This window comes from Epibacterium sp. HA2-3, assembly GCF_055693725.2.
Genome location: NZ_CM172490.1, coordinates 1,930,169 through 1,944,835 on the forward strand (window position 1 = coordinate 1,930,169; position 14,667 = coordinate 1,944,835).

Sequence of the window (14,667 nt, forward strand, 5' to 3'; positions counted from 1 at the left end):
CGCCGATGGGGCAACAGACCGGCGCGCGCTGAAGTTGAGATGCGGTTTGCATCGGGTCGAGGTGCAGCGCGCCCATCACATCGCCCGATCAGACTGCCCGGTCACACCGCCCTCAGGCGCTCCCCGATTGAAGGGGCCGCCTCCGAGGGAGACCTGCCGCCCTCGCGCGTTGTCTCGCGACGACGTCTCGCGTAGCGTCGGCGCAAATCATTTCAAAAGGCGGACCATGCCAAGCGTCACTCTTTCTTATAAAACCCAAGATTTCATCGAAGCGCAGAAGCTCTCCACGCGCCAGAGTTGGCGCGACAAGAAACGGTGGGCGCTTTTGGCCCTCGGGAGCGTGGCGGCGGTTGCTCTCCTGACCTTTGCGACTGAACCTGCGCAACGGGGCGAGATGCTCAAGATCGCATCTCTCCTGATGCCATCGGCGCTTATCGGCGGGCTCTGGTTGTCTCAGAGGGTATCCATTGCGCTTCACGGCAGGCGGGCGCTGACGGCGTCCCCCGCTCTGAGATCGGAATTTACCTATGAGGTTCAGCCAGAGGGCCTGATTCAACGCAGCCAACACGGCGAGGCGATCGTGAAATGGACCGAGGTTCAGGCCGTCTCTGAGGATCGCAAGAGCTGGCTGATCTACCCGGCTTTCTTGCCTGCTCAGAGCTACCTGCTGCCCAAAAGATGTCTCACAGCCGACTTCCAAGAGGCGCTCAAGGCGCAGCTTATGGCGGCGGGGGCACCAAGAAAATAGCGCCTTCGGTCGGCAACGGTCCTTCGTCCAAGGCCCGAACGATGTGCGCCAGAGACACAAAAAAGGCCGCCCAACTGGGCGGCCTTTTCAATGCTTTATGCCAAGCAGCTTATTGCTGCACGCGGCCTGCACCATCGGAGGACTTCAGGTAGTTGAAGAACTCATTGTCCGGCGACAGCACCAGCGAGGAGTTCCCCCCCTGAAGCGCGCGCGCATAGGCGGTGAGGCTGCGGTAGAATTCAAAGAACTCCGGGTCCGCGCCATAGGCCTCTGCAAAGATGTTGTTGCGCTCGGCATCCGCTTCACCGCGGATAACCTCGGCTTCTCGCTCCGCCTCAGACACAAGCTCCACCTCGGTACGATCCGCCTGCGCACGTACACGCTGCGCGGCTTCTTCACCGCGGGCGATCTCGTCTGCGGCCTCGCGTTCACGCTCGGCGCGCATCCGGGCAAAGGTCGCCTCTAGGTTTGCTTGCGGCAGATCGGTGCGTTTCAGGCGCACGTCGATGACCTCGAGCCCCAGATCCCGCGCCTGCGCAATCGCGCCATTGCGGATCCGCAGCATCAGCGCCGCACGGTCCGACGACAGGATGTCGTTAGAGCTCACGGTACCCAGAACCTCGCGGGTCTGGTCGCGCATGATGTTGTCAAGACGGCTCTCGGCAGCGGCTTCGCTGCCAACGCCGACCGCTTCGCGGAAGCGACGTACATCGGTGATGCGGTAGCGTGCAAAAGCGTCCACGACAAGGCGGCGGTCATCCAGCGGCGTCACTTCGAGCGGCCCGACTTCGAGGCTGAGGATACGGTCGTCATATTTCACGACTTCGTCCACAAACGGAAGCTTGAAGGCCAGACCGGGGTCTTCCTGCACGTTCACGACACGACCAAAGCGCAGAACCAGCGCCTTCTCACGCTCGTCCACGATAAAGAGCGAGGACAGTGCGCCCACGACAATAGCGCCCAGAAGGACGAGAAGAATAACAGAGCGATTCATCAGTTGCTCCCTCCCGAACGACGGATTTCATTGAGCGGCAGATACGGCACGATGCCCTGTCCGCCTTCGCTCCCGGCGTTGTCATCAAGGATGATCTTGTCCACGCGGCTCAGCACGTCCTCCATGGTTTCCAGATAGAGACGCTTGCGCGTCACTTCCGGTGCCTTCTCGTATTCCGACAGAACGGCCGTAAAGCGCGAGGCCTCACCCTGCGCCTGGTTCACGACCTGCGCGCGGTAGGCTTCTGCTTCTTCGAGTGTCTGTGCGGCCTGACCACGCGCCGCCGCAAGTTTGCGGTTGGCATAAGCGTCAGCCTGCTTTTCCAGACGGTCGCGTTCCTGACCGGCAGACTGAACTTCGCGGAAAGCGTCTTTTACCGGTTCAGGCGGATCGGCCCCGTCAAAGTTGACCCGGACGATGTTCACGCCTGCGTCATAGCTGTCGAGGGTGGACTGGATCAGCTCTTCGAGGCGCTGCGAAATGAGACCGCGGTCACGGTTCAAGATCGGCGCCAGCTGCGATTGTGCAATGATCTCGCGCATCGCGGATTCAGACACGGCCTGAATGGTCGCCTTTGGATCGCGCAGGTTAAAGAGGAATTTGTCGGGCTCGTTGATGTTCCAAACCACCTGGAAGTCGACGTCGATGATGTTCTCATCGCCCGTCAGCATCAGACCCGCATCAGAGCCGCGCGCGCCTGCGCCAATGCTCTCGGTCTGTTCCACGCTGACCGGGACCACCTCATAGGTGACCACAGGCCAGGGTGCGAAGTTCAGACCCGGATTGCCCACCGCGGAGAACTCGCCAAGGAACAACTCGACGGATTTCTCTTCGGTCTTTACGGTGTAGAAGCTGTTGTAACCCCAGAGGAAAACCGCAGCGACCGCGCCGAGCATGAGCCCGCCTTTGGTGAACAAAGGGCTGCCGCCAGAGCCACCGCCCTGCGGTCCCTGCCCGTTGCCGCCATTGCCGCCACGGCCGCCCATCAGGACGCGCAGCTGCTCTTGGCCTTTCTTCACCAGCTCGTCGATCTCGGGGATCTGGCCATCATCAGGACGCCGGCCACCGCCGCCGCCTCCGTTGTTGCCGCCGTTGTTTCCCCGGTTGCCTCCGCCGCCGGAGGAACCGCCGCCCCCCCAGGGGCCACCACTGTTCCCAGCCATAAGTCTCCTATCCATCTCTCCCCGCTGATACAGCGGATATTGCCCTGTAACCTGTGGTCACGGCGCTGAAATTCAAGATCAGCGTCGCGACCAAACTCTGAAATTGGTTCAGATCGTCCGCACAGGGGTTTTTAGCGTCACCAATTCTTCCGACATGGTCGGGTGAACCGCAACAGTGCGGTCGAAATCTTCCTTGGTTGCCCCCATTTTTACGGCAATCCCCGCCAATTGGATCATCTCACCGGCGCCCGGTGCGACAATGTGACAGCCCAGCACCTTGCGGGTCGCCTGACTCACGATCAGCTTCATGAGCACTCTCTGCGCCCGCCCGGCAAAGCTCTGCTGCATCGGTTTGAAAGAGGTCGCGTAGACCTCGATGGTTTCCTGTTTGGCCGCTTCTTCTTCGCTGAGGCCAACGGTGCCCATCTCTGGCTGCGTGAAAATAGCGGTCGGGATCAGATCGTGATCGGGGCTGGTGGGGTTGCCGTTGAACACGGTTTCCACAAAGGCCATGCCCTCGCGGATCGCCACCGGTGTGAGGTTCACCCGGTCGGTCACATCGCCAATGGCATAGACCGACGGCACAGCTGTCTGGCTGTATTGATCCACCTCGATCTCGCCACCCCTGCCGCGCGCGATGCCCAGCTCCTCCAGCCCGAGATTATCGGCATTGGGTTTGCGTCCGGTGGCAAACATCACCTGATCGAACAGCCCCTCGTCGCCATTGGTGGCCTTGACCCAGATCTTGTCGCCCTCGCGGCGCATCTCCAGCACGTTGGTGCCGAGCTTGAGATCGATGCCGGACTGGATCATCTCCTGCGCCACAAGGCCGCGTGCCTCGTCATCAAACCCACGCAGGATCTGGGCGCCGCGGTAGTACTGCGTGGTCTTGACGCCAAGACCATTCATGATGCCCGCAAATTCCGAGGCAATATAGCCGCCCCCCACGATGAGAATGCTCTCGGGGAGCTTCTCGAGATGGAACATCTCGTTCGAGGTGATCGCCAGCTCCGACCCCGGAAACTCCGGCACCCAAGGACGGCCGCCGGTGGCAATCAGGATGTGTTTGGCGGTCTTGCGCGTCCCGTCCGACAATTCAACCGTATGGGCATCGGCAAGTTTGGCGCGCGCATCAAAGCTCTCCACGCCGGAGTTCTTCAGAAGGTTGCGATAGATCCCCTCAAGGCGGTCCAGCTCGGTGTTGAGCTTCTGCTTGAAGTGATCCCAATCAAAGCCCTTGTTCTCCAGATCCCAGCCATAGGCGCGGCCGTCTTCGACCATACCGGAGTATTCCGACGCAAAGACCATCAGCTTTTTGGGGACACAGCCCCGGATGACGCAGGTGCCGCCATAGCGGTCCTCTTCGGCCAGCGCCACCGATGCGCCGCCTGCCGCGGCAACCCGCGCCGCGCGCACCCCACCGGAGCCACCTCCAATGACAAATAGATCGTAATCAAAGCTCATATGCGTCGCCCTTCTTATATCTTGCGCGAGGTATCCCACAGCGCGCGGTGAATTGCCAGACTCGCAAGTGGGGCTCAGGTCGGCGTTTTCAAACAGATGCAGGCGGTTGTCTCGCGAAACCGTGAAAGAGGCGTGAACGCCCCGCGCGCTAGTTTCCCTCGCGCCACTCAGGCCAGTACCGATCCAGAGCCAGCTGTACCCGTGCGACCTCAGGATCGGCTGGGTTTGCACATTTCGGATCAAGGGACACAGTTTTAAAGGTCAGATCGTAGCGCGCCCCCAGCGGCACCTGTGCCCGCACACGCAGCCGCGCATATCCGGTGAGCATACTCTTTGGAAAGTAGGTGACAGACACGACATCCGCCCAGCGCAGCGCGTTGACCGTCCCTTCCTTCCTCGCCCAAAATGTACCCCAGCCGCTCCCCCGCGAGTACGTTCTCCCGTAATGTATGCCCCAGGCGTTCACGCGCAAAAAGCGATCGTTCCACGAGCCTTCAGAGCTCAGCGCCATGATCGTCACAAAGCTCGCGATGCTCCAGATTTCACGCAGGTATTGAGGTCCAGAGAACCGCGCGAGGATACTCTCTGGCAGAAGGAAGGTCATAACCTGCGGAGTTGTGAGCAATAGAAGAAGAATGCCCCAATTGGGAACTTTGTCCCTCATCGGGACATCTGCGGTGGGTGACCCATCGTGCCCATCCGGCGTCTCGGAATACATCGGCGTCAAATCCAAAGTGCAAAATGCTAAAACTATTCCCGCTTTGGGTGCGCCACACATCGGCATCCTGTCAAGGCACATAGCCGCCCTGCAAAGCAAAACAGGGCCTTGAAACGGGCGTCCCCCTCCCCCAGATTGCGCCTCGCAGGGGACGACCCCGCCAATGGCTGCGCCGTGCAGGCGTGACCGTTGCCTCGTTATCGGGACGACCCGACCACAGACATGAGGTCGCCTATGCGCTCCCCCCTTGACCGTCTTCGTCACGCCCTGAGTTTCGAGATCATCGCCCTGTTGTTGATCGTCCCCCTTGGGGCCGCAGTGTTTCACTTTCCCCTGCACGCAATCGGGGCTGTCGGCATCGTCAGCGCCACGCTCGCGACCCTGTGGAACCTGATCTACAACTGGGGCTTTGATGCGATTTTGCAGCACTGGCGGGGTAGCACGCTCAAGACACCGATGCTCCGGGTGCTGCATGCGGTGCTCTTTGAGGGCGGGCTGCTCATCGTACTGATGCCCTTCATCGCCTGGTATTTGCAGGTTTCGCTCTGGCAGGCCTTTGTGATGGATGTGGCGTTTGCGCTGTTTTACATGGTCTATGCGTTTGGGTTTAACTGGGCCTACGACCGCCTGTTTCCCCTGAAAGAATGGCAAGAGGACCGCGCCGCGCAACACTAGGCTGCGGCGCCCCCACCAGAGCACACAGAGCGCCGCCCTAAACCTGGGGGCGGCGTATCTGCCTTCAGTCGTTCAAATCCGCAAAGAGATTGTCGGTCTCGACAAAATCGATCCGGTCCGTCTCGATTGTGCCCTCGTTGATGTCGCGCACCTCGACCTTGCCATCGCCATAGCCGATCACCACCGTGTCGCAGATGTCGATGAACAGCCCGTTCTCAACCACGCCGGGGATCTGGTTCAGCACCAACGCCAGCTGGCGCGGATTGCCGATCCGGTTGAGATGCAGATCAAGGATGTGATTGCCCTCGTCCGTCACATAGGGGCTGGCACCATTCATCCGCAACGTCGAGCTGCGCCCCATTACATCCATCGAGATCAGCGTCTCTTCGACCAGCGCCTGCGAGGTCTGCCAGCCAAAGGGGATTACCTCGATAGGCAGCGGGAAGGCCCCCAGCGTCTCCACTTCCTTGGCCTTGTCGGCGATCACCACCATCTGATCGGAGGCCGTCGCGACGATCTTTTCCTGCAAGAGCGCGCCTCCTCCGCCCTTGATGAGATTGAGTTCGCTGTCGAATTCATCCGCACCGTCAATCGTGAGGTCGAGCCAACGTGCCTCATCCAGGGTGATCAGCTCAATCCCGACCTCGCGCGCCAGCTCGGCGGTACGGGCAGAGGTCGGCACGCCGGTGATCTTGAGCCCGTCCTCGCGCACCATTTCGCCAAGACACCGCACCAGCCACGCGGCGGTGGACCCGGTGCCCAGTCCGACACGCATGCCGTCCTCCACCAGCTCTGCCGCGCGTTTGGCAGCCACGAATTTCGCCTTGTCGATGGGGGATAGATCGCCGCTCATGGGAATGGACCTCCGCATTTTTGGATATGGCATGGCGTCTGGACAAACCGCCCGCGGCCAGCCCGCCCGTTATAGGCGCTTTCCAAGTCTCGCGCGAGGGGCGATCTGCGCGCGCCGCGCTTGCCGTTCGGCAAGCGCGGCGCCGGTCGTTTCGGGGAACCCGAAGCGAAACACTCTCGGCGTCGGAGCGTCTTTGAAAATCCGTGATCGCCCCCATCACAACTGATTGGTTGCAACGGCGCGCCAAAATCATAGGGTGCGCAAGCGCGTTTCCTATCGGAAACGTCGGTTTCAATCACTCACCATCCGCGCCTCAGACCTAAGATCACATCATGACCAAAGTGCTTCGCCTACACTACGCGCCTGACAATGCCTCGCTCATCGTGCGACTGGCACTCGAAGAGCTTGGCCTACCCTATGAATGCCAGCTGGTCGATCGCCGCAAAGCCGCCCAGAAAAGCGCGGCCTATCTGCAACTCAATCCCAATGGCACCATCCCGGTGCTCGAGACCCCGGATGGTCCCCTGTTTGAAACAGCGGCGATCCTGCTGTGGCTGGCGGACCAGAACGCCGCGCTGGCCCCGCAGCCCGGCTCCGCCCAGCGCGGCGTGTTCCTGACCTGGCTCTTTTGGTGCTCCAACACGCTGCACGCCGATCTGCGCCAGTATTTCTACCCTGAAAAAATCATTGGCCCCGAAGAGACCCATCAGGACCAGCTGCGCCGCGTGCTGCAGTCCCGCCTGCATCAGCATCTGGGTATGATCGACACAGCCCTTGTCAGAACGCCCGGCCTCACAGATGAGGCAGACCCGACGCTTCTTGATCTTTATCTGCCGTGCCTCCTGCGCTGGACCAAGCTCTACGCCAATCGCGGCCCGAAGCCTTGGTTCGACCTGACGTCCTACCCGGCGCTGCACGCTCTGTGCCACCGGGCCGAGGGCCGCGCCAGCACCAAGGCGGCACAGACCGCCGAGGGGCTTGGCCCCACGCCCTTCACCGCCCCCACATTTGCCACCCCTCCAGAAGGATCAGCCACCTAAATGTTCCTCTCCGTTTTTGACATGTTCAAAGTGGGCATCGGCCCGTCCTCTTCGCACACCATGGGCCCGATGGTGGCCGCAGCACGCTTTCTCGATATGATGCGGGCCTCGCCCTTTGACTTTCACGGGCTGCGCGCATCGCTGCACGGCTCGCTGGCCTTTACCGGCGTCGGCCATGCCACCGACCGCGCCACCATTCTCGGGCTTGCGGGCTTTTTGCCCGACACCTATGACGACGACAAAACCGAGGCCGCGCTTGCGGCGATCACCGAGACCAAGACCATCGTGCTCGAGGATCTCGGCACGCTGCGCTTTGACCCCAAGGCGGATATGATATTTGACTATGATCACGCGCTTCCGGGCCACGCCAACGGCATGGTTCTGATGGCGCTGGATGCGCAGGGCGACGTGACCTTGCGGCAGGTGTTCTATTCCGTTGGCGGTGGCTTTGTGCTGACCGAGGAAGAGCTGGCACAGGGCAAGGCCACGGATGAAGGCGACCCCGTCCCCTACCCGTTCAAATCCGCCGCCGAGATGCTCGAGATGGCAAAGACATCCGGGCTCTCGATCGCCCAGATGAAACGCGCCAATGAAGTCTCGCGCGGCTGCGAGCAGAGCTTTGCCAAGGGTACACAGCGCCTGTGGCAGGTGATGAACGACTGTATCAACCGCGGGCTGGAGCGTGACGGCATCCTGCCCGGCGGTCTGAGCGTGCGCCGCCGCGCCAAGGGTATCTATGATGCGCTGATGGCCGAGCGCGGCATGAACCTGACCGCGCCGCACACCATCAACGACTGGATGAGCGTCTATGCTATGGCCGTGAACGAGGAAAACGCCGCAGGCGGACAGGTCGTGACGGCCCCCACCAATGGCGCGGCGGGCGTCTTGCCTGCGGTGCTGCGCTACTACCTTGATCACGTGCCGGGCGCGTCGGAAAAACACATCGAGGATTTCCTGCTGACCGCAGCCGCCATTGGCGGGCTGGTCAAATACAACGCCTCGATCTCTGGCGCCGAAGCGGGTTGTCAGGCCGAAGTCGGCTCAGCCTCTGCCATGGCGGCGGCGGGGCTCTGTGCGGTGATGGGTGGCACGCCGGAACAGGTGGAGAACGCGGCCGAGATTGCGCTCGAACACCACCTCGGCATGACCTGCGACCCGGTCAAAGGGTTGGTTCAGGTGCCCTGCATCGAGCGCAACGGTCTCGGCGCGATCAAGGCGGTTTCGGCAGCGTCCCTGGCGCTGCGCGGCGACGGGCAGCATTTTGTGCCGCTGGATGCCGTCATCGAAACCATGCGCCAGACCGGGGCCGACATGCACGAGAAATACAAGGAAACCTCGCTTGGGGGCCTCGCCGTCAACGTCCCCAACTGCTGAGGCAGGCTCTCCCGCGCCATTCGCCGAGCGGGTGGCGCGGGCTGCCCCCGCATCATCGCTCGGCTTGGTTGCGTGCCGCCTCTGCCGCGATTTCATCTGCCAAATGCAGAAACGGCGCCTGTGACTGTTGGGCATAGGCCATGACCCAGGCGCCTTGCAGGCGGATATGCAGCGATTGGGCAACCGCGTCGGGCTGCGCCCGTCCGAGCCTGCGCGCTTCGCGCGCCAGCTCTGCGGTCCAGCGCGCATAAACCTCCTGCACCGCCCCTTGCAAGACTGGCGTGTCAGACGCCGCTTGCAACACGCTCAGCACCGGGCAGGCCTCAATGTGATCGACCTGCACCAGCGTCGCCGCCAGATCTCGGCAAGCTGCCTGTGCGCCCTCTTCAAAGGTCTCCGCCTCCTCAAAGGAGCGCTGCACCAGCGACTCGATCCACGCTCCCGCCCAACGTGTCGCCGCCGCCGCGAGCTCCGGCTTGCCGCCCGGAAAATGGTGATACAAAGAGCCTTTAGGCAGGCCCGCGGCGGTCAAGATCTCGGAGAGGCCCACCCCGGAATAGCCCTTGCGCCGAAAGAGTTTCGAGGCGGTCTTGATCAAGGTCAGGCGGGTGTCTGGCGTCTTCATGAAAAAGTAATAGCCACAGTAGACCGATTGGTCTACACCCATGATTAGACCGACCGGTCTAGTCATTTTCAGAGGCCTGCCATGTCCCAAGCGCCCGAAGTCGTCTCCTTTGGTTCCAGCCAGGCGCCCCTCGTGGGCAAATGGCACCCCGCCCACGGGCCGCAAAGGGCCGCGATGGTTGTGCATGGCGCGACCGGCGTGCCGCAGCGCTTTTATCGCCATTTTGCCCATTGGGCCGCGCAACAGGGCATTGCCACTCTCACCTATGACTATCGTGACTTTGGCGAGTCCCTGACGGGGGCCACCCGCAGCAGCTCGGCCCGTATGGCCGATTGGGCGGTGGCAGATCAGGATGCAGCGCAACACAAATTGGCCGAACTGGCCCCGACCGGGCCGCTCTGGGTGCTCGGGCATTCGCTTGGCGGGCTCGGCATCGCCTTTCACCGCTACCCCGAGCGTGTCTCGCGGGTGATCACAATGGGCGCCGGGATGACCCATTACCGGGATCATCCCTGGCACTACCTGCCAAAGGCGCTGGCGTTCTGGTTCCTGATCGGCCCTGCTGCAACCGGGGCGCTGGGCTACCTGCCGGGGCGGCGGCTCGGATTTGGCGAAGATCTTCCGTCGGGCGTCTACTGGCAATGGCGACGCTGGTGTACACGGCGGGATTTCTTTGCCCGTGACATCGGCAAGAGCCTGCCCCAGCCCAACTTCAACGCGACGGAGCCGCCGTTGGAACTCTGCGTGGCGCGTGATGACGACATGGTGCCGCCCGCAGCCGTCAGGCGCTATGCTGCGCATTTTGCACCCGACCGCACTCAACTGCGCCTGTTTGATCCCGCAAACTATGGCCTCGGGACACTCGGCCATGTGGGCTGCCTTGGCGCAGGGTGCGAAGCCGCGTGGCAGGATCTGATGTTTCCTGACGCTGCCGAGGCGCGCACCGGCGCAGCCTGATCTCCCGGGGGGGACCGGCAGATGAAGTCCTGAACATATTCACCACTTGCCAAGCTCCAAGGACGCCCCTAGCGTCGCCGCATGACGCAGACCTCAGCCACACCCGACACCACCGACCGCCCGCTTTTGGGGATTGCCCTGATGCTTGGGTTTTGCGCCCTCATTCCGCTCGGAGATGCGGTGGCAAAGCTGTTGTCGACACGAATCCCGGTGGGGCAGATCGTGTTTGTCCGCTTCGCCGCTCAGGGTGTAATCTTGGCGCCGGTGGCGCTGATGCTGGGGATCTCGCTGCGCTTGCCGCGCCGCATTCTGCCCATCGTGTTGCTGCGCACCCTGCTGCAAATGGGTGGTATCACTGCAATGTTCATGGCGCTGCGCTTCCTGCCGCTGGCGGATGCGGTGGCGATTGCCTTTGTGATGCCTTTCATCATGCTGCTTTTGGGCAAATACGTCCTCAAGGAAGAGGTCGGCCTGCGCCGTCTTCTGGCCTGCGTCGTGGGCTTTGCAGGCACGCTTCTGGTGATCCAGCCCAGCTTTGCGGCCGTCGGGCTCAACGCGCTCTGGCCCTTGGCAGTGGCGGTCATCTTTGCGGTGTTCATGATGGTCACCCGCACCATCGCGCGCGACACCGACCCGATTGCCATTCAGGCGGTCTCGGGCGGCATTGCCTCCGTGCTGATGGCCATTCTCTTTGTGCTTGGGGCGCAATTCGAAATCGCCGAGCTGGCGACCACCCTACCCGCGCGTCCCGAGATTAACCTGCTGCTCCTGGCAGGGCTTTTTGGCACCATCGCGCATCTCCTGATGACGTGGTCGCTGCGCTATGCGCCCACCAGCACCCTCGCCTCGATGCAATATCTGGAGATCCCCGTGGCGGTCTTTGTCGGCTGGCTGTTCTTTGCGGAACTGCCCAACACGATCGCCGCCTGCGGCATCGCGCTCACCATGGCGGCGGGGCTTTATGCCGTGATGCGCGAACGCCAGGTGAGCCGAGCTGCGCGCAAAGTCGATCCGACACCGATCAGCAAGACGGGCCTGCCTGCATCACCTGAATAAGCGCGCCGAGACAGTGGCGCGGCAGGATTGCCAACAGCCCTGGTCCGTCGACCTCGATACGGATCGACCCGGTGGCGCGGTTGGAGGTTCCGATGCGCGAGAGCGGCGAGAGCTCAAGCCCATCAATCGGCCACTCCAACCCGTCTGAGCGCCCGGACACCGGCAACAGCGGAAACAGCGACACCACATCGCCCGCCTGCAACTCCAGTTCGAGCGATGCGGTAAGATGCACGACCACCTCATGCGCGCCGATCAGGATGCAGGTCTTGGCATGGGGCTGCATCAGTACATGCAGCGCCGCCAGCTGGTGATCAAGCCGCGCCCCAAGCACTCCGACAGCCAGCACGAGAGGCGCTTCGACAGAGCGCAGCGCCTTGTCAAAATCAGTGGTTTCCTGTTCAGCGACAAGATGCAGTATACTCTGTGAGAGCGCCGTGCGGGCGTGGTCTGACACCGAGTCGAAGTCGCCGATCACCGCCTGTGGCTGCGCCCCAAGCGCCAGCGCCTGATCCGCGCCCCCGTCGATGGCCACAAGAACCGGCGCATGCGCCAGCGCTTCGGCCAGATCAGATCTGGTGACATCGCCTCCGCCAATCAGCGTTATCGGGGCGGTTTCACGAACAATTGCCTCGGTCATGGAGGATACTTCGCAGAAATGGAAACAAGCCACAATCTAAACACAAAATTATACGAACAATTGCTAGGAGTCGGGCCGAATTTGACCCGAAGATGAATAGTGTGGACCTTGCGACTTTGCTGAGGACGAGCCGACGAATGGTACAGAATAACAAAGTTTTAACCGTTTCTTATGGAACGTTTTCATGCACCCTTGAGGGGTTTGAAGACTCCTTTGACACGATGAAAGCGATTGCCGAGTACTTTCGTGATCTGGCTGCGGATGACCGCTATTTCGGGGCCGAACCGCCTCAGCCCGACGCCGAGATGATGGCCCGGATCGCCCAGCGCGAAATCGCCCGCCAGGTTGAGGCCCGAAGTGGCGAAGGTGGCATCCACCTGCGCGCCGCCGCACCTGCAACTGCACCCACTGCCGCGCCTGCGCCCGCTCCAGCCTCCGTCGCGCCCCCGGCACCCGCTGCGCCCGAAGAAGATCAAAGCACCGCCCCAGCCGTCGCCCGCACTGATGATCTGACGTCTGATTCGCCTCGGACCACACCCGAGGCCGCGCCTCAGATGCAACCTGCGGTTCTAAATGAGGCCCCCGACGCGCCCGTAGCAACAGTTCCTGTTGATGTCTCAGAAGATGTCGCCGAGCCCGAGGCCGAGGACACGGTTCCTGCCGCCGACAGCATTGCCGCCAAACTGCAACGCATCCGCGCCGTGGTGGCCAAGGCACCGCATCAGGATGAAGAGTTCATCGAGGACGAACATGCCGATGCGGTTGAAACCGACGCGAGCGATCTCGCAGCAGAGACCACCGCCGAGCTCTACGAGGACCACTACGACGGGGAAGAGGACGCTGAGGACGCCGATGTGGCCTCCGATGAGGAAACCGTCAGCGATATTCTCGACCGTCTGGATCTGACCGGGACGCGCCGCAAGGCTGAAACGGATGATCGCGCGGACACCGCGCATGGCGACACGGCAGAAGAGCCCGCTCCGTCACAGGAAGACACCGAAGCGCAAGCAGAGGCGCAACCTGCCGCCGCCGAGCGCCCTCAGCGTCCGCGCACCATTCGCGTGATGCCCAAACGCGCAACCTCCGAGACCGAAGGCCCCGCCGAGGCGCCCTCCGACACTCCCGAGACCGCCAGCACCGCTAAAGCAACGCCGAAACCCGCTCCCCCCCTCCGGTTGGGGGATGACACGGCTGTCTCGGTACCGTCTGGCGAGCAGCCCTCGAACGAACAAGCGGCGTCTGAGGCTGCACCCAGCGAGCCTGTCCGCCCGCGCCGTCCGGTGCGTGGCCGGGTCATCCGCGTCAAGCGGGCACAGGCCGATGAGAGCTTGATTGATGCCACCGCTGAGGACGTGACCCCGCGACAGCGCCCTGAGGCAACGCCTCCGGTCTCCACCAGCCTCTCCGAGGATGACGAGGCAGAACTGATGGCGGAACTGGCGGCTGTCGAGGCGGAACTCATGGCCTCTACCACAGATACGGATGAGGTTCCCCAGCAGGACGAGTCCTACGGTGAAGATGCCTTTGACGATGGGGGCCCCGCTGTCGCGCCAGCCGCACCGGCCGCACCGCGCGCCACCGAGCGCCCGGCGCGTGAGATACTCACCTCCCGAGGCGGCTCGCCCGATGGCGATGTGTCGCGCCTGATGGCGGCTGCGGATGATCGCCTGAGCGATGAAGATGCGGCCTCCTCCCGGGAGACCTATAACCAACTGCGCGCAGCGGTCGCCGCGGCCCAGGCGGACCCCGGCGACTCCGACGAGCAGCGCCGCGAAGCCCGCACACGGGCCTTCCGCGATGATCTTGCAAGCGTAGTGCGCCCGTCCCGTACGGCCCCGGCAGAACCCGGCTCTGGCCGTGGCGCCGCGACCAGCCGTCCAGCGCCGCTCAAGCTGGTGGCCGAGCAACGTATTGATCCCTCACCGCAAGAGAATACGCCGACCATGGCGCCCGCCGCCGCAAGTGCACCGGTGCGCCCACGCCGGGTCTCCAGCGTGCTGGCCGCCTCCGAAGAAGAAGACGCAGCGCCCGCGACCCGTCAGCAAGACGGTGCCTTTGCGAGCTATGCCAGCGAGAAAGGCGCAGTCGAGCTGCATGAACTTCTTGAAGCCGCCGCCTCCTACATGAGCTTTGTCGAAGGCCGCGAGAGCTTCTCGCGCCCTCAGTTGATCAACAAGGTGCGCACGCTTGACGGGCAGAGCGATTTCAACCGCGAAGACAGCTTGCGCTTTTTTGGTCAGTTGCTGCGCGAAGGGAAACTGAAGAAAGCCTCCAACGGACGCTTTTCGGTCTCCTCGCAAATCGGCTTTCGCCCGGGCAATCGCGCCGCGGGCTGACCCGCAATCACAAGACTGCGTGAGATC

General features: G+C 62.5%; 14 protein-coding genes. 7 read left to right on the plus strand and 7 right to left on the minus strand.

Annotation, left to right across the window (positions count from 1 at the left end; translation table 11 throughout):
• Nucleotides 1–226: 226 nt before the first annotated feature.
• Nucleotides 227–748: a YcxB family protein gene (locus ACZ1HH_RS09000; protein WP_472636444.1), complete on the plus strand. Its 522-nt coding sequence runs from the start codon at nt 227–229 to the stop codon at nt 746–748.
• A gap of 109 nt (nt 749–857) precedes the next feature.
• Here the strand turns inward: ACZ1HH_RS09000 and hflC are convergent, their stop codons facing one another.
• From hflC to ACZ1HH_RS09020, 4 genes are all read right to left on the minus strand, one after another.
• Entirely contained in the window at nt 858–1,742 is an 885-nt protein-coding gene (gene hflC / locus ACZ1HH_RS09005) for a protease modulator HflC (protein WP_011539280.1), read from the minus strand.
• Nucleotides 1,742–2,905: an FtsH protease activity modulator HflK gene (gene hflK, locus ACZ1HH_RS09010; RefSeq protein WP_011539281.1), complete on the minus strand. Its 1,164-nt coding sequence runs from the start codon at nt 2,903–2,905 to the stop codon at nt 1,742–1,744. The genes hflC and hflK overlap by 1 nt, the downstream gene beginning before the upstream one ends.
• Before the next feature lie 108 nt (nt 2,906–3,013).
• Nucleotides 3,014–4,369, minus strand: coding sequence for a glutathione-disulfide reductase (gor, locus tag ACZ1HH_RS09015; RefSeq protein WP_011539282.1), 1,356 nt, complete (start codon nt 4,367–4,369; stop codon nt 3,014–3,016).
• Nucleotides 4,370–4,517: 148 nt separating this feature from the next.
• Nucleotides 4,518–5,033, minus strand: coding sequence for a hypothetical protein (locus ACZ1HH_RS09020; protein WP_254658829.1), 516 nt, complete (start codon nt 5,031–5,033; stop codon nt 4,518–4,520).
• Between the two features lie 288 nt (nt 5,034–5,321).
• Here ACZ1HH_RS09020 and ACZ1HH_RS09025 point away from each other — a divergent pair, with 288 nt between their 5' ends.
• Nucleotides 5,322–5,762 (plus strand): PACE efflux transporter, encoded by a 441-nt coding sequence (locus ACZ1HH_RS09025; RefSeq protein ID WP_487320247.1) that lies wholly within the window; start codon nt 5,322–5,324, stop codon nt 5,760–5,762.
• Between the two features lie 64 nt (nt 5,763–5,826).
• Here the strand turns inward: ACZ1HH_RS09025 and rpiA are convergent, their stop codons facing one another.
• On the minus strand, nt 5,827–6,615 hold the full coding sequence (gene rpiA, locus ACZ1HH_RS09030) for a ribose-5-phosphate isomerase RpiA (RefSeq protein WP_011539285.1): 789 nt from the start codon (nt 6,613–6,615) through the stop codon (nt 5,827–5,829).
• Between the two features lie 332 nt (nt 6,616–6,947).
• On the opposite strand from rpiA, the gene ACZ1HH_RS09035 reads away from it, so the two are divergent.
• Together ACZ1HH_RS09035 and ACZ1HH_RS09040 are read left to right on the plus strand one after the other, a co-directional pair.
• Nucleotides 6,948–7,655 carry a glutathione S-transferase family protein gene (locus ACZ1HH_RS09035; RefSeq protein ID WP_472636446.1) on the plus strand — a complete coding sequence of 236 codons (708 nt, stop codon included), beginning with the start codon at nt 6,948–6,950 and terminating at the stop codon, nt 7,653–7,655.
• The gene (locus ACZ1HH_RS09040; RefSeq protein ID WP_472636447.1) at nt 7,656–9,029 is read left to right on the plus strand and encodes an L-serine ammonia-lyase; all 1,374 of its coding nucleotides are present in this window, start codon (nt 7,656–7,658) and stop codon (nt 9,027–9,029) included.
• 52 nt (nt 9,030–9,081) lie between these two features.
• Here ACZ1HH_RS09040 and ACZ1HH_RS09045 read toward each other — a convergent pair whose 3' ends face one another.
• Nucleotides 9,082–9,720 (minus strand): TetR/AcrR family transcriptional regulator, encoded by a 639-nt coding sequence (locus ACZ1HH_RS09045; RefSeq protein ID WP_472636448.1) that lies wholly within the window; start codon nt 9,718–9,720, stop codon nt 9,082–9,084.
• 15 nt (nt 9,721–9,735) lie between these two features.
• On the opposite strand from ACZ1HH_RS09045, the gene ACZ1HH_RS09050 reads away from it, so the two are divergent.
• Nucleotides 9,736–10,611: an alpha/beta hydrolase family protein gene (locus ACZ1HH_RS09050; RefSeq protein ID WP_472636449.1), complete on the plus strand. Its 876-nt coding sequence runs from the start codon at nt 9,736–9,738 to the stop codon at nt 10,609–10,611.
• A gap of 81 nt (nt 10,612–10,692) precedes the next feature.
• Entirely contained in the window at nt 10,693–11,667 is a 975-nt protein-coding gene (locus ACZ1HH_RS09055) for a DMT family transporter (RefSeq protein ID WP_472636450.1), read from the plus strand.
• Here ACZ1HH_RS09055 and ACZ1HH_RS09060 read toward each other — a convergent pair.
• Nucleotides 11,633–12,304, minus strand: a complete 672-nt coding sequence (locus tag ACZ1HH_RS09060) for a thiamine diphosphokinase (protein ID WP_011539291.1) — start codon at nt 12,302–12,304, stop codon at nt 11,633–11,635. The two genes, ACZ1HH_RS09055 and ACZ1HH_RS09060, sit on opposite strands and share 35 nt — an antisense overlap.
• Nucleotides 12,305–12,441: 137 nt before the next feature.
• Between ACZ1HH_RS09060 and ACZ1HH_RS09065 the strand changes: the two genes are divergently transcribed.
• Complete coding sequence (locus ACZ1HH_RS09065) at nt 12,442–14,640, plus strand: chemotaxis protein CheA (RefSeq protein WP_487320248.1); 2,199 nt, start codon at nt 12,442–12,444, stop codon at nt 14,638–14,640.
• The last annotated feature ends 27 nt before the right edge of the window (nt 14,641–14,667 follow it).

Bases quoted from the DNA above. Each gene is read 5' to 3' on its own strand.
- ACZ1HH_RS09000 (WP_472636444.1), top strand. From the start codon at position 227: ATGCCAAGCGTCACTCTTTCTTATAAAACCCAAGATTTCATCGAAGCG.
- hflC (WP_011539280.1), bottom strand. From the start codon at position 1,742: ATGAATCGCTCTGTTATTCTTCTCGTCCTTCTGGGCGCTATTGTCGTG.
- hflK (WP_011539281.1), bottom strand. From the start codon at position 2,905: ATGGCTGGGAACAGTGGTGGCCCCTGGGGGGGCGGCGGTTCCTCCGGC.
- gor (WP_011539282.1), bottom strand. From the start codon at position 4,369: ATGAGCTTTGATTACGATCTATTTGTCATTGGAGGTGGCTCCGGTGGG.
- ACZ1HH_RS09020 (WP_254658829.1), bottom strand. From the start codon at position 5,033: ATGAGGGACAAAGTTCCCAATTGGGGCATTCTTCTTCTATTGCTCACA.
- ACZ1HH_RS09025 (WP_487320247.1), top strand. From the start codon at position 5,322: ATGCGCTCCCCCCTTGACCGTCTTCGTCACGCCCTGAGTTTCGAGATC.
- rpiA (WP_011539285.1), bottom strand. From the start codon at position 6,615: ATGAGCGGCGATCTATCCCCCATCGACAAGGCGAAATTCGTGGCTGCC.
- ACZ1HH_RS09035 (WP_472636446.1), top strand. From the start codon at position 6,948: ATGACCAAAGTGCTTCGCCTACACTACGCGCCTGACAATGCCTCGCTC.
- ACZ1HH_RS09040 (WP_472636447.1), top strand. From the start codon at position 7,656: ATGTTCCTCTCCGTTTTTGACATGTTCAAAGTGGGCATCGGCCCGTCC.
- ACZ1HH_RS09045 (WP_472636448.1), bottom strand. From the start codon at position 9,720: ATGACTAGACCGGTCGGTCTAATCATGGGTGTAGACCAATCGGTCTAC.
- ACZ1HH_RS09050 (WP_472636449.1), top strand. From the start codon at position 9,736: ATGTCCCAAGCGCCCGAAGTCGTCTCCTTTGGTTCCAGCCAGGCGCCC.
- ACZ1HH_RS09055 (WP_472636450.1), top strand. From the start codon at position 10,693: ATGACGCAGACCTCAGCCACACCCGACACCACCGACCGCCCGCTTTTG.
- ACZ1HH_RS09060 (WP_011539291.1), bottom strand. From the start codon at position 12,304: ATGACCGAGGCAATTGTTCGTGAAACCGCCCCGATAACGCTGATTGGC.
- ACZ1HH_RS09065 (WP_487320248.1), top strand. From the start codon at position 12,442: ATGGTACAGAATAACAAAGTTTTAACCGTTTCTTATGGAACGTTTTCA.